This window comes from Citrobacter sp. 50677481 (assembly GCF_001463265.1).
Lineage (GTDB): Bacteria > Pseudomonadota > Gammaproteobacteria > Enterobacterales > Enterobacteriaceae > Citrobacter_A > Citrobacter_A sedlakii.
In genome coordinates this window covers 50,407-74,182 of sequence record NZ_LNHZ01000064.1, presented here as the reverse complement: position 1 = coordinate 74,182, position 23,776 = coordinate 50,407, and the positions used below count along the sequence as shown (strand labels likewise).

Annotated in this window: 23 protein-coding genes and 1 pseudogene; 12 read left to right on the top strand and 12 right to left on the bottom strand. The window is 55.3% G+C overall.

Annotated elements, in window-relative coordinates; all coding sequences use genetic code 11:
• Positions 1 to 100 precede the first annotated feature (100 nt).
• Positions 101 to 1,111 (top strand): class II fructose-bisphosphatase, encoded by a 1,011-nt coding sequence (glpX, locus tag APU02_RS19650; RefSeq protein ID WP_042292574.1) that lies wholly within the window; start codon positions 101 to 103, stop codon positions 1,109 to 1,111.
• 96 nt (positions 1,112 to 1,207) lie between these two features.
• Entirely contained in the window at positions 1,208 to 1,954 is a 747-nt protein-coding gene (gene fpr / locus APU02_RS19645; protein WP_042292566.1) for a ferredoxin--NADP(+) reductase, read from the top strand.
• 42 nt (positions 1,955 to 1,996) lie between these two features.
• On the opposite strand, the gene APU02_RS19640 is transcribed toward fpr, so the two are convergent.
• Positions 1,997 to 2,425 carry a DUF805 domain-containing protein gene (locus APU02_RS19640; RefSeq protein ID WP_060571001.1) on the bottom strand — a complete coding sequence of 143 codons (429 nt, stop codon included), beginning with the start codon at positions 2,423 to 2,425 and terminating at the stop codon, positions 1,997 to 1,999.
• A 100-nt stretch (positions 2,426 to 2,525) separates the two neighbouring features.
• Here APU02_RS19640 and APU02_RS19635 point away from each other — a divergent pair, with 100 nt between their 5' ends.
• Together APU02_RS19635 and tpiA are read left to right on the top strand one after the other, a co-directional pair.
• Entirely contained in the window at positions 2,526 to 3,122 is a 597-nt protein-coding gene (locus APU02_RS19635) for a YiiQ family protein (RefSeq protein WP_042292561.1), read from the top strand.
• Between the two features lie 111 nt (positions 3,123 to 3,233).
• On the top strand, positions 3,234 to 4,001 hold the full coding sequence (gene tpiA, locus APU02_RS19630) for a triose-phosphate isomerase (RefSeq protein WP_060571000.1): 768 nt from the start codon (positions 3,234 to 3,236) through the stop codon (positions 3,999 to 4,001).
• A gap of 41 nt (positions 4,002 to 4,042) precedes the next feature.
• Here tpiA and APU02_RS19625 read toward each other — a convergent pair whose 3' ends face one another.
• The 7 genes from APU02_RS19625 to cpxP form a co-directional block, all read right to left on the bottom strand.
• Complete coding sequence (locus APU02_RS19625; protein WP_042292556.1) at positions 4,043 to 5,515, bottom strand: DASS family sodium-coupled anion symporter; 1,473 nt, start codon at positions 5,513 to 5,515, stop codon at positions 4,043 to 4,045.
• Between the two features lie 113 nt (positions 5,516 to 5,628).
• The gene (locus APU02_RS19620) at positions 5,629 to 6,933 is read right to left on the bottom strand and encodes an SLC13 family permease (RefSeq protein ID WP_060570999.1); all 1,305 of its coding nucleotides are present in this window, start codon (positions 6,931 to 6,933) and stop codon (positions 5,629 to 5,631) included.
• Positions 6,934 to 7,006: 73 nt separating this feature from the next.
• A complete protein-coding gene (locus APU02_RS19615) occupies positions 7,007 to 7,756 on the bottom strand; it encodes a CDP-diacylglycerol diphosphatase (protein ID WP_060570998.1) in 750 nt (249 codons plus the stop codon).
• Positions 7,757 to 7,858: 102 nt separating this feature from the next.
• Complete coding sequence (locus APU02_RS19610; RefSeq protein ID WP_060570997.1) at positions 7,859 to 8,848, bottom strand: sulfate ABC transporter substrate-binding protein; 990 nt, start codon at positions 8,846 to 8,848, stop codon at positions 7,859 to 7,861.
• Between the two features lie 162 nt (positions 8,849 to 9,010).
• Positions 9,011 to 9,973, bottom strand: a complete 963-nt coding sequence (gene pfkA, locus APU02_RS19605; protein WP_042292548.1) for a 6-phosphofructokinase — start codon at positions 9,971 to 9,973, stop codon at positions 9,011 to 9,013.
• A 185-nt stretch (positions 9,974 to 10,158) separates the two neighbouring features.
• Positions 10,159 to 11,061 carry a CDF family cation-efflux transporter FieF gene (gene fieF, locus APU02_RS19600; RefSeq protein WP_042292546.1) on the bottom strand — a complete coding sequence of 301 codons (903 nt, stop codon included), beginning with the start codon at positions 11,059 to 11,061 and terminating at the stop codon, positions 10,159 to 10,161.
• A 148-nt stretch (positions 11,062 to 11,209) separates the two neighbouring features.
• Positions 11,210 to 11,710, bottom strand: coding sequence for a cell-envelope stress modulator CpxP (cpxP, locus tag APU02_RS19595; RefSeq protein WP_042292543.1), 501 nt, complete (start codon positions 11,708 to 11,710; stop codon positions 11,210 to 11,212).
• A 150-nt stretch (positions 11,711 to 11,860) separates the two neighbouring features.
• On the opposite strand from cpxP, the gene cpxR reads away from it, so the two are divergent.
• A complete protein-coding gene (gene cpxR / locus APU02_RS19590; RefSeq protein WP_042292540.1) occupies positions 11,861 to 12,559 on the top strand; it encodes an envelope stress response regulator transcription factor CpxR in 699 nt (232 codons plus the stop codon).
• On the top strand, positions 12,556 to 13,929 hold the full coding sequence (cpxA, locus tag APU02_RS19585) for an envelope stress sensor histidine kinase CpxA (RefSeq protein ID WP_042292539.1): 1,374 nt from the start codon (positions 12,556 to 12,558) through the stop codon (positions 13,927 to 13,929). Before cpxR ends, cpxA begins: the two co-directional genes overlap by 4 nt.
• 123 nt (positions 13,930 to 14,052) lie before the next feature.
• Here cpxA and yiiM read toward each other — a convergent pair whose 3' ends face one another.
• Positions 14,053 to 14,724, bottom strand: coding sequence for a 6-hydroxyaminopurine reductase (gene yiiM, locus APU02_RS19580; protein ID WP_060570996.1), 672 nt, complete (start codon positions 14,722 to 14,724; stop codon positions 14,053 to 14,055).
• A 153-nt stretch (positions 14,725 to 14,877) separates the two neighbouring features.
• On the opposite strand from yiiM, the gene APU02_RS19575 reads away from it, so the two are divergent.
• Entirely contained in the window at positions 14,878 to 15,768 is an 891-nt protein-coding gene (locus tag APU02_RS19575; RefSeq protein WP_060570995.1) for a dihydrodipicolinate synthase family protein, read from the top strand.
• 82 nt (positions 15,769 to 15,850) lie between these two features.
• Here APU02_RS19575 and sodA read toward each other — a convergent pair whose 3' ends face one another.
• Entirely contained in the window at positions 15,851 to 16,471 is a 621-nt protein-coding gene (gene sodA, locus APU02_RS19570) for a superoxide dismutase [Mn] (RefSeq protein ID WP_042292530.1), read from the bottom strand.
• Between the two features lie 287 nt (positions 16,472 to 16,758).
• Between sodA and rhaT the strand changes: the two genes are divergently transcribed.
• Positions 16,759 to 17,793: an L-rhamnose/proton symporter RhaT gene (rhaT, locus tag APU02_RS19565; RefSeq protein WP_060571023.1), complete on the top strand. Its 1,035-nt coding sequence runs from the start codon at positions 16,759 to 16,761 to the stop codon at positions 17,791 to 17,793.
• Here the strand turns inward: rhaT and rhaR are convergent.
• On the bottom strand, positions 17,790 to 18,638 hold the full coding sequence (gene rhaR / locus APU02_RS19560; RefSeq protein ID WP_042292682.1) for an HTH-type transcriptional activator RhaR: 849 nt from the start codon (positions 18,636 to 18,638) through the stop codon (positions 17,790 to 17,792). The two genes, rhaT and rhaR, sit on opposite strands and share 4 nt — an antisense overlap.
• A gap of 155 nt (positions 18,639 to 18,793) precedes the next feature.
• Positions 18,794 to 19,630 (bottom strand): HTH-type transcriptional activator RhaS, encoded by an 837-nt coding sequence (gene rhaS / locus APU02_RS19555; RefSeq protein ID WP_060570994.1) that lies wholly within the window; start codon positions 19,628 to 19,630, stop codon positions 18,794 to 18,796.
• Between the two features lie 302 nt (positions 19,631 to 19,932).
• Between rhaS and rhaB the strand changes: the two genes are divergently transcribed.
• The 4 genes and pseudogenes from rhaB to APU02_RS26340 form a co-directional block, all read left to right on the top strand.
• Positions 19,933 to 21,402, top strand: coding sequence for a rhamnulokinase (rhaB, locus tag APU02_RS19550; RefSeq protein WP_060570993.1), 1,470 nt, complete (start codon positions 19,933 to 19,935; stop codon positions 21,400 to 21,402).
• Positions 21,399 to 22,658: an L-rhamnose isomerase gene (rhaA, locus tag APU02_RS19545; protein WP_060570992.1), complete on the top strand. Its 1,260-nt coding sequence runs from the start codon at positions 21,399 to 21,401 to the stop codon at positions 22,656 to 22,658. The genes rhaB and rhaA overlap by 4 nt, the downstream gene beginning before the upstream one ends.
• A 64-nt stretch (positions 22,659 to 22,722) precedes the next feature.
• The gene (gene rhaD, locus APU02_RS19540) at positions 22,723 to 23,550 is read left to right on the top strand and encodes a rhamnulose-1-phosphate aldolase (RefSeq protein WP_060570991.1); all 828 of its coding nucleotides are present in this window, start codon (positions 22,723 to 22,725) and stop codon (positions 23,548 to 23,550) included.
• A 51-nt stretch (positions 23,551 to 23,601) separates the two neighbouring features.
• Positions 23,602 to 23,727, top strand: a pseudogene (locus APU02_RS26340) (ABC transporter permease); the annotation flags it as partial.
• Positions 23,728 to 23,776 lie beyond the last annotated feature (49 nt).

Here is a 23,776-nt window from a genome sequence, read left to right as displayed (position 1 = left end):
GAAAAATCTTTATGCGGGGGCAACCCCGCACACACATCAATAATCAGGCCCCTTCCCCTGTGCTACACTGCGCGCCATTCCTTTCTGCTACGAGTTTGCTATGAGACGAGAACTTGCCATCGAATTTTCCCGCGTAACCGAAGCGGCGGCGCTGGCTGGCTACAAATGGTTGGGACGCGGTGACAAAAACACCGCAGACGGCGCGGCGGTAAACGCGATGCGCATTATGCTTAATCAGGTCAATATTGACGGCACCATCGTGATTGGTGAAGGCGAGATCGATGAAGCGCCAATGCTCTACATCGGCGAAAACGTAGGAACCGGCCACGGCGATGCGGTGGATATCGCTGTCGATCCAATCGAAGGCACGCGTATGACGGCGATGGGCCAGGCCAACGCGCTGGCGGTGCTGGCAGTCGGCGATAAGGGGAGCTTCCTGAACGCGCCGGATATGTATATGGAAAAGCTCATCGTCGGACCGGGCGCGAAAGGCGCTATCGACCTGAATCTGCCGCTGGCGGACAACCTGCGCAACATCGCCGCCGCGCTTGGCAAGCCGCTGTGTGATTTAACGGTAACCATTCTGGCGAAGCCGCGTCACGATAATGTGATTGCGCAGATGCAAACCCTCGGCGTGCGCGTATTCGCCATTCCTGACGGCGACGTAGCAGCCTCCATTCTGACCTGTATGCCTGACAGCGAAGTCGACGTGCTGTACGGCATTGGCGGCGCGCCGGAAGGCGTGGTCTCCGCGGCGGTGATCCGTGCGCTGGATGGCGACATGCAGGGTCGTCTGCTGGCGCGTCATGACGTCAAAGGCGACAGCGAAGATAACCGCCGCATTGGCGAACAAGAGCTGGCACGCTGTAAAGCGATGGGGATCGACGCGGGAAAAGTCCTGCGTCTGGACGAAATGGCGCGTAGCGACAACGTGATTTTCTCCGCCACCGGCATCACCAAAGGCGATCTGCTGGAAGGGATTAGCCGCAAAGGCAACATCGCCACCACCGAAACGCTGTTGATTCGCGGAAAGTCCCGCACCATCCGCCGTATCCAGTCCATTCACTATCTGGATCGCAAAGACCCGGACGTGCAGGCGCATATCCTGTAATTGATTTGTTCGTTCGAGCCTTCCAGCCCATCCGGGCTGGAAATCTTGCGGCCAAGGAACGAAGATAAAGGGACGAGATCAGAACAGGAGAAAACCATGGCAGATTGGGTAACAGGCAAAGTCACGAAGGTACAGAACTGGACCGATGCCCTGTTTAGTCTGACCGTCCACGCCCCCGTTCATCCTTTTACCGCCGGTCAGTTTACCAAGCTTGGGCTGGAGATTGACGGCGAGCGCGTCCAGCGCGCTTACTCCTACGTGAATGCCCCCGATAACCCGGATCTGGAGTTTTACCTCGTCACCGTTCCCGACGGCAAGCTAAGCCCGCGTCTGGCGGCGCTGAAGCCCGGCGATGAAGTCCTGGTGGTGAGTGAAGCCGCTGGTTTCTTTGTGCTGGAGGAGATCCCCGACTGCGACACGCTGTGGATGCTGGCGACCGGCACCGCCATTGGCCCGTATCTGTCGATTCTGCAGTGGGGAAAAGATCTGGACCGCTTTAAAAATCTGGTGCTGGTCCATGCCGCGCGCTACGCCGCCGATTTAAGCTATTTACCGCTCATGCAGGAACTGCAAAAACGGTATGAAGGCAAGCTGCGGATCCAGACGGTGGTCAGTCGGGAAACCGTCGCCGGTTCGTTAACCGGTCGCGTTCCGGCGCTCATTGAAAGCGGCGAGCTGGAAAAAGCCATCGGGCTACCGATAGATAAAGAGACCAGCCATGTGATGCTCTGTGGTAACCCGCAGATGGTGCGCGATACCCAACAGTTGTTGAAAGAAACCCGGCAGATGAGCAAACACTTGCGTCGTCGCCCAGGTCATATGACCGCAGAGCACTACTGGTAAATATTTTGCCGGAGGGCGACATCGCCGGATCCGGCCTGCTGTTTACCGTTCCGCTTTATACTTAACGTCCAGGGTGTCTTTGCCGAACTTATTTTCCCCCTGGGTGCCGATAAACGCGCCCAGATCGATAATCATCATGATAAGAATCAGCGTCGGTACAAAGCGCCCCACCGCCCATTGCCACATACCTGGCAGGATTGCCCAGTTTCCAGCCAACAACATCCACGCCAGAATCATCAAGAGCGCCCACAGTCCGGAACGCCCACGGTCGTGAAGGCGTTTTACTGTCACCGCCGCCGTCGGCCAGAGCAGGCAGACCAGGCAAAACGCCGCGGTTTGGATATCGAGCAACGACTGGCTCGCCAGCGAAAACAGGACCACCATGCCGACAAGCCACAGAACCATCCAGATCCAGAAATCACGGCGGCCAATACGCCCTTTAAATGAGAATAACCACTGCTGTATGGTCATGTAAGTTCCTTTAAAATAGAAAACGCCGACAGTTTACCCTTTTGACAAGCCAGACGGTTATCGTTTTAATCGTGAGCAGTCATAACGAAAGGTAAGATTGATGAAGCCAGGATGTTCACTGTTTTTAATGTTATTTTCAGCGATGACGTTCAGCGTGACCGCGCTGTCGGCGGAGCCTCTGGTCGCCCCCACAGCGCCATACTTGCTTGCCGGAGCGCCAACATTTGATCTCTCTATCAGCCAGTTTCGCGAAAACTTTAACCAACAGAACCCAAAGCTTCCGTTAAACGAATTCCGTTCTATCGACAGCAGTCGCGATAAAGCCAATCTCACCCGCGCAGCCAGCAAAATTAACGAGAATCTGTACGCTTCTACCGCCCTTGAGCGGGGAACGTTGAAGATCAAGAGCATGCAGATCACCTGGCTGCCGATCCAGGGGCCGGAACAAAAAGCGGCGAAAGCGAAAGCGCTGGAGTACATGACGGCCGTGATCCGCACCGTCGCACCACTGTTGACCAAAGAACAAAGCCAGAAAAAGCTGCAAAAACTGCTCGCCGCAGGAAAAAATAAACGCTACTACGCCGAAACCGAAGGCGCAATTCGCTATGTTGTGGCAGATAACGGCGAAAAGGGGCTGACCTTCGCGGTTGAACCGATTAAGCTGGCGTTATCTGAGGATCTTGAGGGGCTTAATTAGTGATAAAAAGCAAAGCCTCTCAGGGGAAAATCTCTATACTGTTTCACAGACCATGCTGCTCGCAAGAGTGGCCATCTTCCTTAATTCGCTGACAAAGCGTGGAGAATTACAATGCGACATCCTTTAGTGATGGGTAACTGGAAACTGAACGGCAGCCGCCATATGGTAAACGAGCTGGTGGCTAACCTGCGTAAAGAGCTGGCTGGCGTTGCTGGCTGTGCGGTTGCGATCGCTCCGCCGGAAATGTATATCGATCTGGCGAAGCAGGCCGCGGCCGGTAGCCACATCATTCTGGGCGCGCAGAACGTTGACCTGAATCTGTCTGGCGCATTCACCGGTGAAACTTCCGCTGAAATGCTGAAAGACATCGGCGCGCAGTACATCATTATCGGCCACTCAGAGCGTCGTACTTACCATAAAGAGTCTGACGAGCTGATCGCGAAAAAATTCGCCGTACTGAAAGAACAGGGCCTGACGCCAGTTCTGTGCATCGGTGAAACCGAAGCCGAAAACGAAGCAGGCAAAACCGAAGAAGTGTGCGCACGTCAGATTGACGCCGTGCTGAAAACCCAGGGCGCAGCAGCGTTCGAAGGCGCGGTCATCGCGTACGAGCCGGTATGGGCTATCGGTACCGGTAAATCAGCGACGCCTGCGCAGGCACAGGCGGTGCATAAGTTTATCCGTGACCACATTGCCAAAGCGGACGCGAAAATCGCTGAGCAGGTCATCATCCAGTACGGCGGTTCCGTAAACGCGTCCAACGCGGCGGAACTGTTCGCTCAGCCGGACATCGACGGCGCGCTGGTTGGCGGTGCTTCTCTGAAAGCGGATGCTTTCGCTGTCATCGTAAAAGCGGCGGAAGCGGCTAAACAGGCGTAAGTTGTCGGGACGGGAGGACCTCTCCTCCCGTCACTATCGCTTTACCAGTAACCCAGCCAGCGCCACCAGAAAGCGCCGGTCACTCCCCAGATGGTCAGATTGACCACACTCATGACCAGCCCCGTTTTCCACCATTCCGCCAGCGTGACATAGCCCGAACCAAAGATGATAGGCGCAGTGCCCGTACCATAGTGCGTGAGCGACATCATCAGAGAGGATGAAAAACCGAGCATCAGCCCAAGCAGTGCGGGTGGCGCGCCAAGGCCTAATCCCGCGGCGAAAAACGCAGCAAACATCGCCGTAATATGCGCGGTGGTGCTGGCAAAAAAGTAGTGCGAGTAGACGTAAAGCAGAATCAGCAAAAGCGTCGCGATGCTCCAGTGAACGCCAAGATGGTCAATGGCGCTTCCGACGCTGGTCGCCAGCCAGCCCACCAGACCCAGCTTACTGAGAAAATCCGCCATCATCACCAGTGCGGCAAACCAGACGATAGTATCCCATGCCCCACGGCACTTAAGCATATCGTCCCAGCTTAATACGCCGGTCAGCAACAAAATCGATAAGCCAATTAACGCGGCACTGGTGGGATTAACAGTCCAGCCGCTGCCCATGAGCATCGCAGGGACACCCGCCCACAGGCAGAGCAACAAAATGAAAACCGCCAGGGTGATTTTTTCCGCCAGCGAGAGCGGGCCAAGCGCATCCAGTTTTTCCCGCGCGAACTGCGGCGCATTCGGCGTGCGCGTAATCGCGGGCGGATAGAGCCACCAAATAACAATGGGCATCACGACCAGTGATACGACCGCAGGAAGCAGCGCGGCAATAGCCCACATCCCCCAGGTCATATTCAGTACCCCATCCGTCCCCTTCAGCAGAAAGCTGACAATTAGCGGGTTAGGCGCGGTTGCGGTGATAAACATCGCAGAACTGATCGGGTTAATGTTGTAGTTCACCAGCGCGAGATAGCGTCCCGTGGAGCCATTTTCACTGTTTCCCGGCTGCGAGCCGAGGCTTTCCGCAATGGCCCGCATCACCGGATGAATAATGCCGCCGCCGCGCGCGGTATTGCTCGGCGTGACTGGCGCAATCAGCGTTTCAGCGAGGGTGAGCGCCCAGGCGATACCCAGCGTTCTTTTACCAAACAGCGCAATAAATCCGTAGCCAATGCGCGCGCCCAGCCCGGTTTTCAACAGACTTTGCGACAGCATGATCGACAGGCCAATTAACCAGATCAGCTGGTTTGAAAAGCCGCTTAACGCATCATTAAGCGCTGCCGAAGGTTTACCCGGATTGGTAACACCGGTCATTGCCACCAGCATAATCGCCACAACTGCGATAGCGCCAATCGGCATTGCTTTACCGATAATTGCCGCAATCGTGCCGATAAACAACGCCAACAGGTGCCACGCCTCTGGGGTGACCTCAGGTGGGCAAGGGATAACAAACCAGATTGTCAGCGTAATCACAAGCGAGATGATGGCAGGCCAACAGCGGATGGGGGTTAATCTGTCCATGAATCTGTCCTTGAGTTTCCAGTGCGCAAATCAGCGCTTCGCTATTAACCGCCATCGCTCCATATAAAACAATTCACCATCTCACAAAACAAAAAATTAACACCATAATGAAACTATAATTTCCCCAGCACGCTGAACCAGGCGTAATCCAATGGGAGCAGCACAAAATAAGTTGCCAGCGCCAGTGCGATACATAGCAACATGCCTGCCCTTGCCGGTACCTTCCCTAACGCCATCGCCACCACTATCGGTGACGCCTGATACGGCAACAGCGGAGTGGAATAACCCAGTACCTGAATCATAATCACCGACAGAAGCGGAAAACCGGTGGCCTCAGAGAAACTCTGCGCCAGTGTGGTGTAAAGCGCCGGGACACCATTAGCGGTCATAATGAAGTTGAGCGCGGTGGTAATGCCGGTCAATGCGAGGAAGCTGGTAAACGGCGCCTGCGGATCGAGCGGCATGACGTGCAGGAGCGCCTCACCCACCGCATCGCCAATCCCCGTTTGCGTGACGGTCATCGCCAGCCCAAGTATGCCTGCAACGTACAGGCAGGTACGGAAGTTCACGCCCGAGGCAAACTCGTCTCCGCTGATAAAACCGATACGCGGCAGCAAGGTTATCACCGCCGCCACCAGCCCGGTCCATGCAGGACCAATACCGTGCCAGCTCTCACTAACCCACATCACCAGCACCACCGCTAACATCCAGGCCAACCGTTTTTCGGCGCGACTCATCGGCTCAGGCGGCGTTAATTCGCGCGGCGCCTGAGGCTTGCCTGGAAATAACCCGCAGATCAGTACAATGAGCAAAGCGCCTTTCAACCAGCCCAATACCGGCGTGTGCAGAAGCAGATAGGGGAGATAATTGAGATGGATGCCGTATGCGCCTTCCGCCGCGCCGCTCATCACCAGATTCGGCACGTTAGCCGGTAGTATCGTGGCAGAAAGCTGGAAAGTGCCGAAACCGACAGCAAGCGCCAGGCCGTACCATGCGCGGGTTCCGTCCTTAATTCCGGCACGCTTCGCCATCGCCGCGACGACAGGCATCAACAGTGCGATGCGCCCCATGTTAGACGGCATCACAAAGGCCAGCGCGTAGCTCAGTAGCACCACGCTCGCCACCATTAGCGGCCAGGAGTCGGTCAATCTTGAAGACAGTGCCCTCGCCGCCCGGTCTGCCAGTCCCGTTTTCCGGATCGCCACGCCAAGTACAAAACCGCTGAACACCAGCCAGAACGCCGACGAAGCAAAACCACCGAAGATGACGTCCGGCGGCGCGATCTTTGCCATCATCGCCACGGTAAAGAACAGCAGTGCGGTGATGAACTCCGGCAACAGCGAGGTTGCCCAGAGCAGAATGGTGATGCCAATCACCAGCGAAGGAAGAAAAAGGGGATGCGAAAGCCAGAGCGACATGCCTGTCTCCTGTCGTTTTTTTCATCAAGAATACGGGGACAGGCAGGTCGAGTAAATGACAGATTAGCAGGGGCTAGCGGAGAATATCACACTGATGATCCTGAATTTCCTCTGCCGAGGCACGGTTCAGCGTGAGCAGATTGCGTTGCGTCGCCAGTAAAACAAACGCGTTATCACTCTGGCGAGCCATCGCCAACGCATAGCTTCCCATATGGTCACGCGCGTCCGGCACTTCTTCCGCCAGCATCATAAACGGACTACGCTGCGCCAGTTCGCTTTCGGTCACACGACGCGCCAGATACACATGTCCGCGCAATCCGCCTGGCAGGGGGAGCCAGCGGGAACTGACATTCGCGAGATTTGCGTCCAACTGCGCGCGAACATCGGGACGCAGGCAGGAGATATGGATGTGGAAATGGTTCTGTGTCCGCCCGGTACGTGAGTTTATCGTCAAGGAAACGGCGCTGTCCGGTATCTCCTTACCGTACTTCTGGCTCATAAAGCTGCGCGCCTGCCAGGCCAGCCAGAAAAAATTGGGCGTGTACGGCTCGGTCAGTAACGGACTTTCTGTACCGTTGATGCGATACGTTGGCATCAGGAGATATTGCAGCGGACCGTTGCGGTCTTTGAACACCACGTAACCGGCATCGGGTTTTACTTCGGCACACGGCGCCGGATTTTGCCGCTGCAGTTGGTTTGGCAGGCATTGCTCAAAAACGATGTCGCGTAATGCGTCAGGATTACGCATAAATTTCCAGTAACCCACACCCGCAGCGGCAACAAACACCAGCAGTACCAGCAATCCATAAACGATTTTTTTCATGACGCGTTCCCTGTATCTAAACGACCTGCAAGAGTAACGCAAAATGATGACAAATAAAAAAGCCCGGCGGCAATTGCCCCGGGCCGGTGCTCAACACGCAGATTAACGTTTACTGATCTGATCGAACGTGCCGCCATTCGAGAAATGGTCTTTCTGCGCTTTCGTCCAGCCGCCGAAGACGTCATCAATGGTAAACAGCTTTAGCTTCGGAAAGACATTTTCATATTTCTTCGCCACCTCCGCATCGCGCGGACGGTAGTAGTTTTTCGCGGCGATCACCTGGCCTTCCGGCGAGTACAGGTATTTCAGGTAAGCTTCCGCGACCGTCTGTGTTCCCTTTTTATCCACCACTTTGTCGACGATGGAGACGGTCGGTTCGGCGAGGATCGATTCGCCAGGCGTCACAATTTCGAATTTATCTTTGCCCAGTTCGTTGGCAGCCAGCAACGCTTCGTTCTCCCAGGCGATCAGTACGTCGCCAATGCCGCGCTCAACGAAGGTGTTAGTTGAACCGCGTGCGCCGGAATCCAGCACTTCCACGTTTTTATACAGCGCTTTCACGAACGCCTGGGCTTTGGCCTGGTCGTTATTGTTGTGATGCAGCGCGTAGCCCCAGGCCGCCAGATAGTTCCAGCGCGCCCCGCCAGAGCTTTTTGGATTTGGGGTAATCACCGAAACGCCCGGCTTGACCAGATCGTTCCAGTCACGGATTTGTTTGGGGTTGCCTTTACGGACAAGGAAAACAATGGTGGAGGTATACGGTGCAGAGTTGTCCGGCATGCGTTTGATCCAGTTTTTATCAATGCGGCCCCGTTCGGCAATAGCATCAACGTCATAGGCCAGCGCCAGCGTCACCACATCGGCTTCGATACCGTTTATCACCGACGTGGCCTGTTTGCCGGAACCACCGTGAGACTGGCGGATCACCACACTATCGCCCGTCTCCTGCTTCCAGTGGGCGCTAAACGCTTTATTGTACTGCTCGTACAGCTCACGGGTTGGATCATAAGACACGTTAAGTAACTGAATATCCTTTGCCAGAACGCTGGTCGATGCCAGCAATAATGTTAACCCCACGCCCCATTTGTTCATCGCCCAACTCTCTTATGTTGTGTTGTGATGAAGAAAGCGTGCCAGAAAGGTATTCAAACATTAAAGAATAAAAAAAGATTGGCTATAACTGGGGGGAATATGAAAAACGGGGAATTTGTCTGATCAACGCAGACTGCCAGCCGGCAGTCTGCGGTACACGCGTTAGTACAGTTTCTTCGCGCAGTCCAGCCAGTCACCTTTAAACGGACGCTTCATGTTCTCAATGGCGTCGATGATGTCATGGTGCACCAGTTTTTCGTTCTGAATGCCAACGCAACGACCGCCAAAGCCTTCCAGCAGCAGCTCAATGGCGTACGCGCCCATGCGGGAAGCCAGGATCCGGTCATAAGGCACCGGCGACCCCCCACGCTGAATGTGGCCCAGAACGGTTGCACGGGTTTCACGGCCTGTCTCTTTCTCGATGTAATGCGCCAGTTCATCGACATCACACATATGCTCAGTGATCGCGACGATGGCGTGTTTTTTACCTTTCGCGATACCGGCTTTGATCTCAGCAACCAGATCGTCACGGCTGAATTCCACTTCCGGCACCACCACAAATTCGCAGCCACCGGCAATAGCCGCTGCCAGCGTCAGGTCGCCGCAGTAACGGCCCATCACTTCAACGATGGAGATACGCTGGTGGGAAGACGAGGTGTCGCGCAGACGGTCAATGGCTTCTACCACGGTACCCAGAGCGGTGAAATAACCAATGGTATAGTCGGTGCCTTTGATATCGTTATCGATAGTGCCCGGCAGACCGATGCACGGGAAACCCATTTCAGTCAGGCGTTTCGCCCCCATGTAGGAACCGTCGCCGCCGATAACCACCAGCGCGTCGATACCCCGTTTTTTCAGGTTTTCGATAGCCACGGCGCGGATGTTTTCGTCACGGAATTCCGGGAAGCGCGCGGAGCCCAGGAAAGTACCGCCACGGTTGATCATGTCGGACACGCTGTAACGGTCAAGCTGCACCATGCGGTCTTCATACAGACCCAGGTAGCCATCATAAATGCCCATGACTTCCAGTCCTTCCGTCAGTGCTGCGCGCACCACACCACGGATTGCTGCGTTCATGCCCGGCGCATCACCGCCGCTTGTCAACACACCGATTTTCTTAATCATGACTACCTCTGAACTTTGGAATGCAAATTGAAATCTGTTGCCGGAAGTCGATTCTGCACATCGAGACGATCCAACGAATATGCAAATAGTATAACAATCGCTCCCTGCTGAATTGATTCAGGTCAGGCCAAATGGCGGTAATTTATACACAAAATGCGGGCCTGGCTCTCTTTTTTTACCAACACTTACGAAAGCTCAAACCGTTTGCCTTCCCTGGGGACGACAGAACAGGGATCCTGATGAATAATCACATCCGACCCTGGAAAACGCCGCAAAATCGCCTGCTCTACCTGTTCAGCCACCAAATGCGCCTGAACGAGCGGGAGATTATCTTCCATTTCCAAATGAATCTGAATAAAGCGGGTCGGCCCTGACTGCCGCGTTCGTAGATCGTGAGCACCGCTGACGCCCGGCCAGGAGGTCACGATTTCAATAATTTCCTGACGTTCATCATCGGGTAAGGCGCGATCCAGCAACGACTGCACTGCATCATAGCCCATACGTAAGGCGCTATATAAAATATAGATGCCAATCCCTAATGCAAACAACGCATCCGCACGATGCCAACCGTACCAGGCAAGCCCGAGCGCCACGAGAATAGCGCCGTTCATCATAACATCAGACTGATAATGAAGCATATCCGCCCGCACCGCCTGGCTTTGCGTCCGTTTCACCACCCAGCGCTGAAACGTGACCAGCATAATCGTCGATATCAGGGCGATAATCGTCACGATTACCCCTACGCCGGGCTCATTCATTGGCGTAGGCGTGATCAGATGCTGAATGCCGGTCAAAAACAGAAACAGCGCCGAACCGGAAATAAACATGCTTTGCGCCAGCGCGGCCAGCGATTCCGCTTTTCCGTGTCCAAATGTGTGTTCATCGTCCGCCGGTTGCAGCGAATAGCGCACCACTAACAGGTTGGTGAGCGACGCGGCGATATCCACCAGCGAATCGACAAGCGCAGCCAGAATACTTACTGACCCGGTGTACCACCACGCAAAAATTTTGATCAAAAGTAACAGCGATGCCATCACCGTCGCGGCGATCGCGGCCCGGCTGACTAACCGCCCATAAGATTGATTCATAAACACTCCTGCCTTTACATGCCGGTAGTATAACGGAAGGCGATAAACAGTAATGGAATATGACGATGACAATTTTCAGGCAAAAAAAACCCCCACATCATGTGGGGGAAGACAGGGATGGTGTCTATGGCAAGGAAAACAGGGTTTGTTACTGGGAACGTGAGTTGCTACTACTCAATAACTTCAACGATGAACTTTTTTGCCATTGCGTCACGTCGCGCAACTGCTCCATTCGTTGTTGATGTTTCTCGTTTAAAACCGCTTGTTGCTCGGGCGTAAGCAGGCGATACATCTGATTGCGGACTTTAGCCATTTCGACCTGTCGGGCAACCTGGGCCTGCGCCATTTTTTCTGCCTGAGCGCGTACAGCGTTTTCATCAAATTTTTCTGCGGTGACAAGGCGATGCATTGTCTCCATTTCGCTAACATTAACAGGAGGCTGTTCGTGCCGGGCCTGTTGCATCAGATCTCGCATCTGTTGACGTTGATGTTCGGTTAAACTTATGCCGTCAAACATATGGCTTTGTACAGTGCGCGGCGCCGAAGGTTCGCCCGGGTGCCAGTTATCGCCTGTAACGACTTCAGCAGCATGGCTCAATGTACTGAGTGCCAGCGTTGAGGCCATGACGGCAGCGGTAACTTTGCGCATCACTTGCTCCCAAAATCTTTTCTGTCGCGATTCAACGAGAGACAGTCTACGATTCGGGCTGCAAACATGCGTCAGGGGGTGTAAAACAACGTAAAGTCATGGATTAGCGGCGCTTGATGTCGTAATTTCTGCCTCGGAGGTACGTAAACAATGAATAAAATCCTGTTAGTTGATGATGACCGAGAGTTGACATCCCTTTTAAAGGAACTGCTCGAAATGGAAGGCTTCACGGTGCTGGTTGCCCATGATGGGGAACAGGCGCTGGAGCTTCTGGACGACAGCATCGATTTACTTTTGCTTGATGTGATGATGCCGAAGAAAAACGGTATCGATACGCTGAAAGCGCTTCGTCAGACACACCAGACCCCCGTAATTATGCTGACCGCCCGCGGCAGCGAACTGGATCGCGTTCTCGGCCTTGAGCTGGGCGCAGATGATTATTTACCCAAACCGTTTAACGACCGCGAACTGGTTGCGCGTATCCGCGCGATTCTGCGCCGTTCACACTGGAGCGAACAGCAGCAGAGCAGCGATAACGGCTCGCCGACGCTGGAAGTCGACGCGCTGAGCCTGAATCCGGGCCGCCAGGAGGCCAGCTTTGACGGCCAGACCCTGGAGCTCACCGGCACCGAATTCACCCTGCTTTACCTGCTGGCGCAGCATCTTGGGCAGGTGGTCTCGCGTGAACATTTAAGCCAGGAAGTGCTGGGTAAACGCCTGACGCCTTTCGACCGCGCTATTGATATGCATATCTCGAACCTGCGCCGCAAGCTGCCGGAACGTAAAGACGGGCATCCGTGGTTTAAAACCCTGCGTGGTCGCGGCTATCTGATGGTCTCCGCTTCATGATAGGGAGCTTAACCGCGCGCATCTTTGCCATCTTCTGGTTGACGCTGGCGCTGGTGTTGATGCTGGTACTGATGTTGCCCAAGCTCGACTCGCGTCAAATGACCGAGCTGCTGGACAGCGAACAGCGTCAGGGGTTGATGATAGAGCAACACGTAGAAGCTGAACTTGCGAACGATCCACCCAATGATTTGATGTGGTGGCGTCGCTTGTTCCGCGCGATAGACAAGTGGGCGCCGCCGGGACAGCGGTTATTGCTTGTGACCACCGAAGGACGGGTGATCGGCGCAGAACGCAGTGAAATGCAGATCATTCGTAACTTCATTGGTCAGGCGGATAACGCCGATCATCCGCAGAAGAAAAAGTATGGTCGCGTAGAGATGGTAGGGCCGTTCTCGGTGAGAGACGGCGAAGATAACTACCAGCTTTACCTGATTCGGCCGGCCAGCAATTCCCAATCCGATTTTATTAACCTGCTGTTTGACCGCCCATTGTTGTTGTTGATTGTCACCATGCTGGTGAGTTCGCCACTGCTGCTGTGGCTGGCCTGGAGCCTGGCGAAACCAGCCCGCAAGCTGAAAAACGCGGCGGATGAGGTGGCCCAGGGTAACCTGCGTCAGCATCCGGAGCTGGAAGCTGGCCCGCAGGAATTCCTTGCAGCAGGGGCCAGTTTCAACCAGATGGTGACCGCGCTGGAACGCATGATGACCACCCAACAGCGTCTGCTGTCGGATATCTCGCATGAACTGAGAACGCCGCTCACTCGCCTGCAGTTGGGCACCGCGCTGTTGCGCCGCCGCAGCGGCGAAAGCAAAGAGCTTGAGCGCATCGAGACCGAAGCACAGCGTCTGGATAGCATGATCAACGACCTGTTAGTGATGTCGCGCAATCAGCAGAAAAACGCGCTGGTCAGCGAAACGATGAAAGCAAATCAGCTGTGGGGTGAGGTGTTGGATAACGCCGCCTTTGAAGCTGAGCAGATGGGTAAATCGTTCACGGTGAACTTCCCGCCGGGACCCTGGCCGCTGTATGGCAACCCGAACGCGCTGGAAAGCGCACTGGAAAATATTGTTCGTAACGCGCTGCGCTATTCCCATACGAAGATCGAAGTTGGCTTCGCGGTGGATAAAGACGGCATTACGATCACGGTGGATGACGACGGGCCGGGCGTTAGCCCAGAAGACCGGGAACAAATCTTCCGGCCGTTTTACCGGACAGACGAAGCGCGCGATCGCGAATCTGGCGGAACAGGACTGGGGCTGGCGATTGTTGAAACTGCAATTCAACAGCACCGTGGCTGGGTGAAAGCCGAAGACAGCCCGCTCGGCGGGCTACGGCTGGTGATCTGGCTGCCGCTGTATAAGCGTTCGTAACTCACGTTGTCGTGCCGGACGGCGACGAAAACGTCTTGTCCGGCCTGCACATCCTTGTATGCCCGTAGGTCTTGTTAAGCAACGCCATCAGGCACGTTTCGTTGCCGGATGGCGATAAAGGTTTCAGCCGCGCAGACGCCGCGACTGATCTTCTATCTTGCCGCTCAGGCGGCGTTTCTGCATTGTTCTGGTCCAGCTTTTCGACAGCCCTGCCGCCGACAGCAAACGATGATACTGCTCATCATCGAACGGCATATGCCATGCAATCGCGATGGCTTCCTGCACCGACACGTCGCTAATACGGGAGACCAGCTCCAGCGGCGCGTCCGTCGACACGTTCCCGGCGGCAATCACGCTGCACAGCCAGCCGGTTTTACCGCTGTTTTGCATCTGGCTTGCCATATCGCTGATGCCGAAATGGAAGTTAAGCTTATGACACGGCGAACGCGGCTGCGTAACCTGGATCAGCGCCTCGCCCCAGCGAAAAATATCGCCAATAAAGACGTTCTCTTCGGTGAGTCCTTCGGTTGAGAGATTTTCACCAAATGCCGGAGCCACGAACCGCTCCGCCTGCATAGGGAATTCACGCGCCCACCAGCCGTAATGCTCGCGGGGGTAATGACACAGCGCGCGATCCGGCCCGCCGTGGATTTTCTTTTCCGCCTGCTGGTCGCCTTCCAGACCGAGTTCGGTGAGCTTAAGTTCGCCATCCACCTGAATTTTGGCGATCGCACTGGGGCGGTTTCCCGCGTAGTCCTGAATCTTGCCGGTAAATACCTCTACTGGATAGCGCATCTGGTCCCTCTCCCCGATAAATTTGCTCTATTTAACCATAATTATTTTACCTCGGGTGCGCAAAATGAGAGCACGGTTCACATGATGCAGTAAGAGACATGTTATCAATGAATGGTCTTTTGAAACGCCATTTCAGAATAAGGAGTCAACAACGTGACAGGTCAAACGCAGTTTGCTGGCGTCTGGTGCCCCTCCATTACGCCAATGGATAATGACGGCAAAATCGATCTCAACGGGCTTAAGCAACACCTGAGCCGCCTGACAGAGGCCAGAATCGACGTCATTTTACTGATGGGCAGTATCGGGGAATTCGCCTCCTTCTCGTTAGAAGAGCGTCTGTTATTGATTCGTGAGGCGCGCGCCATGAGCACGCTAAAAATGGTTGCTAACGTCTCCTCAACCTGTACGCAGGACGTGCTGCTGATGGCGAAGGAAGCGTATCTCACAGGCTATGACGCGGTGATGGTTTTGCCGCCGTATTACTACGGCCAGACGCCAACCCAGCTATTGCGCTATTTTCGCCAGCTTGGGCAACAGCTCAGCGGCAAATGGTTCGCCTATAACTTTCCGGCGCGTACCGGCTGCGATTTAACGCCGGAGCTGGTCGCAACCCTCGCCGGCGAATTCCCGAACTTCGCCGGTATTAAAGATACCGTCGACTGTCAGTCGCATACCCGCAGCATGATCCAGGCGACGCGCGCGGTACGCGATGATTTCGCGGTACTGTCCGGTTATGACGAATATTACATTCCTAACCTGCTGGCAGGCGGTGCGGGGATTATTTCCGGGCTGAACAACGTAATGCCGGAGTTGTTTGTCAGCGCGCGCGAGGCATTCAGGGCGGGCGACCTCGCCATCCTGCGCGATATCCAGCAGAAGATCGGCGTTTATATGTCGATTTACGCCATCGGCGAGGATTTTGTCACCACCATTAAAACAGTGGTATCGCGCAAGTTTGGCTATTGCACCGGCGTGTCGCGCAACGCGGGTGGGGAACTGAATGCGCAACAATGCCAGACGATCGATACCGTTTTTGGCAGATAAAAAAACAGGCCCGTCGGCGCTCTCGCTCACCGGGCCTGCTGATGCGTACCGGATGGCGTCACCGCGCCATCCGGCAGACAAATTATTTTTTAGCCGCGAAACGCGCCGCAGCTTCGTCCCAGTTCACCACGTTCCAGAACTCTTTGATGTAGTCCGGACGGCGGTTCTGGAATTTCAGGTAGTAAGCGTGCTCCCACACGTCCAGACCCAGGATCGGGAAGCCGGATGCGCCAGAAATCGCTTCACCCATCAGCGGGGAGTCCTGGTTGGCGGTAGAAACAACAGCCAGTTTATCGCCTTGCAGCACCAGCCACGCCCAGCCGGAGCCGAAACGGGTGGCAGCGGCTTTCTCGAATTCCGCTTTGAAGTTGTCAACGGAACCGAAGTCGCGCTCGATAGCGGCTTTCAGGTCGCCCTGCAAGGTGGTGCCTTTTTTCAGGCCTTTCCAGAACAGGCTGTGGTTAGCATGGCCGCCCGCGTTGTTACGCAGAACAGTTTTCTTGTCCGCAGGCACCTGATCCAGCTTCGTAATCAGTTCTTCAACCGGCAGCGCGGCCAGTTCCGGCAGGCTTTCCAGCGCTGCGTTAGCGTTGTTAACGTAAGTCTGGTGGTGTTTGGTATGGTGGATTTCCATCGTCTGCTTATCGAAGTGCGGTTCCAGTGCATCGTAAGCGTACGGCAGGGATGGCAGTGTATAACTCATAATCATCTCCATTATTGTCGAGCGGCTGGGTGTTAATGCCGCGTAAGCAGTTGGTTCATTATAGTTAATTAAATGATATTGAAAATGATTATCAATGCCGTAGTTTTTGTAGGGATATCTTTTTTTCTCACTTTACCTGATATGTGAGCCAAATCACTCAGTTAACGTCCTGATTGCCATCAACGCCGTGACTGCGGCAACCGTTAAAAGGTTATGTATCTGCGCACTTTTTAAACTCATGACGTCGGATGGGTAAAACCGACGATAAAAACAATGAGGATGACGTGATGAGTAACGCGATTACGATGGGTATCTTTTGGCATTTGATAGGTGCGGCCAGTGCAGCCTGTTTCTATGCCCCGTTCAAACAAGTTAAACAGTGGTCATGGGAAACCATGTGGTCGGTGGGAGGCATTGTCTCCTGGCTGATCCTGCCCTGGACCATCGGCGCCATGTTGTTGCCTGACTTCTGGGCCTATTTCAGCTCCTTCAATCTTTCTACTCTGCTGCCCGTGTTCCTGTTCGGCGCCATGTGGGGTATCGGCAACATCAACTATGGCCTGACAATGCGCTATCTCGGCATGTCGATGGGCATTGGTATCGCGATTGGCATCACGCTGATTGTCGGTACGCTGATGACGCCTATCATCAACGGCAATTTTGACGTGCTGATCAACACCGAAGGCGGGCGGATGACGCTGCTGGGCGTGCTGGTGGCCCTGATTGGCGTCGCGATCGTCACCCGCGCCGGTCAGCTTAAAGAGCGTAAAATGGGCATCAAGGCCGAGGATTTCAATCTGAAAAAAGGCCTGTTGCTGGCAGTGATGTGCGGCATCTTCTCTGCCGGGATGTCCTTTGCGATGAACGCTGCAAAACCGATGCACGAAGCGGCTGCCGCGCTGGGTGTCGACCCGCTGTATGTCGCTCTGCCAAGCTATGTGGTGATTATGGGCGGCGGCGCGCTGGTTAACCTTGGCTTCTGCTTTATTCGTCTGGCAAAAGTAAAAGATCTGTCGATAAAAGCCGACTTCTCGCTGGCAAAACCGCTGATCGTCTCCAACATACTGCTCTCCGCGCTGGGCGGTCTGATGTGGTACTTACAGTTCTTCTTTTACGCCTGGGGCCACGCGCGCATTCCGGCGCAGTACGACTACATTAGCTGGATGCTGCACATGAGCTTCTACGTACTCTGCGGCGGGATCGTCGGACTGGTACTGAAAGAGTGGAACAACGCCGGACGTCGTCCTGTCGGCGTCCTGAGTCTGGGCTGTGTGGTCATCATTATTGCCGCCAATATCGTTGGTCTGGGAATGGCCAGTTAATCGGTTTGAGTACTGAGATGACGCCACTGACTGGGCGTCATCCCGGTTTCCCGGGTGAACACCACCGAAAAATAGTTACTGTCCTCAAACCCGCACTGCATCGAAATTTCACTGATCATCAGGCGGCTGTGCTGAAGCAAATATTGCGCATGGCAGACGCGCACCTGGCGCTGATACTGGTTGATGGTCATACCGGTCTGATTGCGGAACTGCTGGCGCAGCACGCGCTCGCTACACCCTTCCCGATCGCAAAATGCATCCAGCGCGAACGGGCGCTCAAGGCTTCCCGCCAGCGCGGTGATCAGTTTATCAAGCAGGGTTTCGCTGGAAGTGGCTGGCAGGTTGTCGGTAGCATAGCGGTGACGCTTCAACGTCATCACCAGTTGCCCGAATAACAGTTCCGCCATGTCATTAACCAGCGGATCGTGCTGATGACTTTCATGCTCAAGCTGGTTAATCACCTGGCGCGCCTGGGTCATTCCGGCGCTGCCCAATCGCCAGTGCGGCTGTCTTGGCGTACCGTTGAAACCGGGAATGGCGCTCTCCCAGGCAAGGTTCAGCTTAAGCCGCTCCGGGCAATAGATAATATTCTGCAGCACGAGGTCATTAACCGAGGTGTAGGAGTGCTTGTCTTCCGCGCGAATGTAAAACAGATCGCCACGCGTAATCCGGTACGGACGATCATTGAGCACGTGCAGCCCGTTACCACGCCACACCATTACCAGTTCACAGAATTCATGGGTATGTTCAGCAAACACGCTCTGCGGATAGCGATCGGCGACGGCGACAGCCTGTTCATCACCGGCAAAAAAGTCTTTTTTTAACAGGACTAACTGATTCGCCACCAAAGTCTTCCCTGCCGGATGACGGTTACCGCCTTACCCGGCCTACAAAAAGCGTGACACGCAGGCCGGATAGAACGCTAACGCGTCGCTATCCGGCCTCATCATTGCATCATTACTAACAAATCTCGCAGCAAAAAACGGTGACTGCATTCGCGTTACTGAAGTAACGCATCGCGCCCCTGACGGATATCGCGTGGCGACCAGTTAAACTCGCGTCGAAATAGCGTCGAAAAGTGGTTACTGTCGCCGAAACCGCAGTGATAGGCGATGTCCGTTACGCTTTCATCACTGTGTCGCAGGAGGTGGCGGGCTTTGATAAGACGCAGACGATTAAGATAGCGCTGGGGCGTCAGCCCGGTGTGCTGCTTAAGCTGACGATGCAGAGTACGCAGCGACAGCGAGAACCGGTCAGCCAGCGCCTCCCAGCATACTTCTTCGGCGAAATGGTCTTCCAGCCACGCCATCAGTTGATTCAGTCGCGCGTCGTTATTTTCCGCCCCTTCCATCAGACTGCTTCTGCGCAGTAATACCAGCAGTTGCATAAACACAATTTCGCGGTTCGCCAGCGTGGGGAGATCCATTTCTTCATCGCGTTGTTCCATCTGCGCCACCAGGTGGCGCACCTGTTGAAGCACGCTTTGGTTCACCCGCCAGTGTGAAGGGTACGCCCCATCCTGTTCCTGGGGCAGCAGTTGATCCAGCCCGGACAAAAACTGGAACGCATCGGGCGAACGGTAGAGCACATTGGTCAGGCAAAGGTTATCGGTGTGTTCATATAAGTGCCGATCGTGATCGCGAACAAAACAGACGGTGCCGCCGCTAATGGTATACGGCTGTCCGTTAAACACATGGATGCCTGTGCCGTGTTCCACAATCACAATTTCATGAAAATCATGGTGATGCTCCGGAAAGGCAGACTGTGGCAGCCGGGGCTCAATGGCGACAGGCGCTTTACCTGATGGGAAAAAATCCACGCTGTGCAGTACGGTCATGATGATCCCTTCCGGATGAAATGAACATGGCAAAATAGTAATTAAGGGTTATCAACCTCACCTTAAATTTTCGACACGAAACTGAGCAAACAGCGTCAATTTTTCAAGAAAAGGCGGGAAAGATCCGGAAATGCGGTCGACATCACATCAGGAAAACGGGGCGGTATAACTGGAAACTGTGAACGCTATCACGTTCATCTTTGCTTTCTTGCCAGCGGCTAATTATGGCTGTCAGTAACAAGAAGGTGAGCCATGACGAGGTTTTTTAGACTGAGCGCAATGAAACTCAGAAGGACCTCGCTATGACTTTTCGCCATTGTGTCGCTGTCGATCTCGGCGCATCCAGCGGACGCGTAATGCTGGCGCGCTATGACAGTGAACATCGCACCCTGACGCTGCGTGAAATCCACCGCTTCGTAAACTGCCTGCAAAAACAGGACGGTTTTGATACGTGGGACGTCGACAGTCTTGAAGACGCCATTCGCCTCGGGCTGGAGAAAGTTTGCGATGAAGGCATCCGCATTGACAGCATCGGCATCGACACCTGGGGTGTGGACTATGTCCTGCTGGATAAGCAGGGCCAGCGGGTCGGGCTACCGGTCTCCTACCGCGACAGCCGCACCACCGGCATTATGCCGCTGGCGCAGGCGCAGATCGGTAAAGGCGATATTTATCAGCGTAGCGGGATCCAGTTTCTACCGTTCAATACGCTTTACCAACTGCGCGCGCTGGTCGAACAGCAGCCAGAACTGGTGTCGCAGGTGGCTCACGCGCTGCTGATCCCTGACTACTTCAGCTATCGTCTTACCGGCGAAATGAACTGGGAATACACCAACGCCACCACCACCCAACTGGTCAATATCAACAGCGACGACTGGGATGAGACCCTGCTGGCCTGGACCGGTGCGGAGAAAACCTGGTTTGGCCGCCCTACGCATCCCGGCAATGTCATTGGCTACTGGATTTGTCCGCAGAAGAACGCAATTCCGGTGGTTGCCGTCGCCAGTCATGACACCGCCAGCGCGGTGATCGCCTCTCCGCTGGCCGATACCCATAGCGCCTACCTCTCGTCGGGAACCTGGTCGTTAATGGGCTTTGAAAGCCGTACGCCGTACACCAACGACGCGGCGTTGGCGGCCAATATCACCAACGAAGGCGGCGCGGAAGGCCGTTACCGGGTGCTGAAAAATATCATGGGGCTGTGGCTGCTCCAGCGCGTGCTGAAAGAACGTCAGGTCGGCGATCTCCCTGCGCTGATCGCCGAAACGCAGACGTTAAAAGCCTGCCGCTTCCTGATCAACCCTAACGACGATCGCTTTATCAACCCGGACGACATGTGCGCGGAAATACAGGCGGCCTGCCGCGAATCCGGACAGCCGGTACCGGTCAGCGACGCGGAACTGGCGCGCTGCATTTTCGACAGCCTGGCGCTGCTGTACGCCGATGTGCTTGAGGAACTGGCGGCCCTGCGCGGCGAGGCCTTCACCCAGTTACACATCGTCGGCGGCGGCTGCCAGAACGCCCTGCTTAACCAACTCTGCGCCGACGCCTGCGGCATCCGCGTGATGGCCGGTCCGATCGAAGCCTCTACGCTCGGTAATATCGGCATTCAACTGATGACCTTAGATGAACTGAGCAACGTCGATGACTTCCGCCAGGTGGTCACCGCCAACTATAACCTGACGACTTTTACCCCTCATCCTGACAGTGAAATTGCCCGCTATGTCGCGCAATTTCACGCAAAACGACAGACAAAGGAGCTTTGCGCATGACCACTCAACTGGAACAAGCCTGGGAACTGGCGAAACAACGCTTCGCCGCTGTAGGTATTGATGTCGAGGAGGCGCTGCGCCAGCTCGATCGTCTGCCGGTATCCATGCACTGCTGGCAGGGCGATGACGTAGCCGGTTTTGAAAATCCGGAAGGATCGCTTACCGGCGGCATTCAGGCCACCGGCAACTACCCGGGTAAAGCACGTAACGCCACGGAGCTTCGCGCCGACCTTGAGCAAGCGCTGAGCCTGATCCCAGGGTCGAAGCGCCTGAACCTGCACGCCATTTATCTGGAGTCGGAGACCCCGGTTTCCCGCGACCAGATAAAACCGGAACACTTTAAAAACTGGGTGGAATGGGCAAAAGCGAACCAGCTCGGGCTGGACTTTAACCCGTCCTGCTTCTCGCATCCGTTGAGCGCGGACGGCTTCACCCTTTCCCATGCCGACGACAAAACCCGTCAGTTCTGGATCGATCACTGCAAAGCCAGCCGCCGCGTTTCCGCTTACTTTGGCGAACAACTGGGCACGCCGTCGGTGATGAATATCTGGATCCCGGACGGCATGAAAGACATTACCGTTGACCGCTTAGCGCCGCGCCAGCGTCTGCTGGACGCACTGGACGAGGTGATCAGCGAGAAACTCGATCCGGCGCATCACATCGACGCCGTGGAAAGCAAACTGTTTGGCATCGGCGCGGAAAGCTACACCGTCGGCTCCAACGAATTTTATATGGGCTATGCCACCAGCCGCCAGACCGCGCTGTGCCTGGACGCAGGCCACTTCCATCCAACTGAAGTGATTTCCGACAAGATCTCTGCCGCGATGCTTTACGTGCCGCGCCTGCTGCTGCACGTCAGCCGCCCGGTCCGTTGGGACAGCGACCACGTGGTGCTGCTGGACGACGAGACCCAGGCGATCGCCAGCGAGATCGTACGCCACAATCTGTTCGACCGCGTCCACATCGGTCTCGATTTCTTCGACGCCTCCATCAACCGCATCGCGGCATGGGTTATTGGCACCCGCAACATGAAAAAAGCGCTGCTGCGCGCGTTGCTGGAGCCAACAGAACAACTGCGCCAGCTGGAAGCCAGCGGCGATTACACCGCGCGTCTGGCGCTGCTGGAAGAACAAAAATCACTGCCGTGGCAGGCGGTTTGGGAAATGTACTGCCAGCGTCACGATACGCCAGCCGGTAGCCAGTGGCTGGAAAACGTACGCGCATACGAGAAAGCGATCCTCAGTCAACGTCGTTAAGACAAATCGTAGGCCCGATCGGCCCTGCGCCATCGGGCAAATAATGAGACAGGTACACTATATTATGCAAAACATTACCGATTCCTGGTTTGTTCAGGGGATGATCAAAGCCACCTCCGATGCCTGGCTGAAAGGCTGGGACGAGCGCAACGGCGGCAACCTGACGCTGCGTCTCGACGAGGCGGATATCGCGCCGTTCAGCGCAGACTTCCACGCCGCGCCACGTTATATCGCCCTGAGCCAGCCAATGCCGCTGTTGGCGAACACGCCGTTTATCGTGACCGGTTCCGGTAAATTTTTCCGCAATGTGCAGCTCGACCCGGCAGCCAATTTAGGCGTGGTGAAAGTCGATAGCGACGGCGCGGGCTATCACATTTTATGGGGACTGACCCACGAGGCGGTGCCGACCTCTGAACTGCCGGCGCACTTCCTCTCCCACTGCGAGCGCATCATCGCGACCCATGGCAAAGACCGTGTGATCATGCACTGCCACGCGACCAACCTGATCGCCCTGACCTACGTGCTGGAAAACAGCACCGATCTCATCACCCGCAAGCTGTGGGAAGGCAGTACCGAGTGTCTGGTGGTGTTCCCGGACGGCGTCGGCATTCTGCCGTGGATGGTGCCGGGCACCGACGACATCGGCCAGGCCACCGCACAGGAAATGCAAAAACATTCGCTGGTCCTGTGGCCGTTCCACGGCGTGTTTGGCAGCGGCCCGACGCTGGATGAAGCGTTCGGCCTGATCGACACCGCAGAGAAGTCCGCCGAAGTGTTAGTCAAAGTGTTGTCGATGGGCGGTATGAAGCAAACCATCAGCCGTGAAGAACTGATCGCGCTGGGTAAACGTTTCGGCGTCACCCCGCTCGCCAGCGCATTAGAACTGTATTAATCGCAACATCGCGCCCCGCTCACCGTTGCCGCGCTGAAACCTTACCAGAGCGGCAATATGTGGATCTCCCGTTTCGCTGTTGCATATGTCGATGTGGCTAACGGTTTTGAGTGGCAGGCCGTGGCAGCCTGTGGGGTACTGAGCGGCATCCCTATCCCTGGCGGTTCCGGCGCCATGCAAGCGCAGCGCCGCCGGACATAATTTCATCGTAATTAAGGAGAATAAC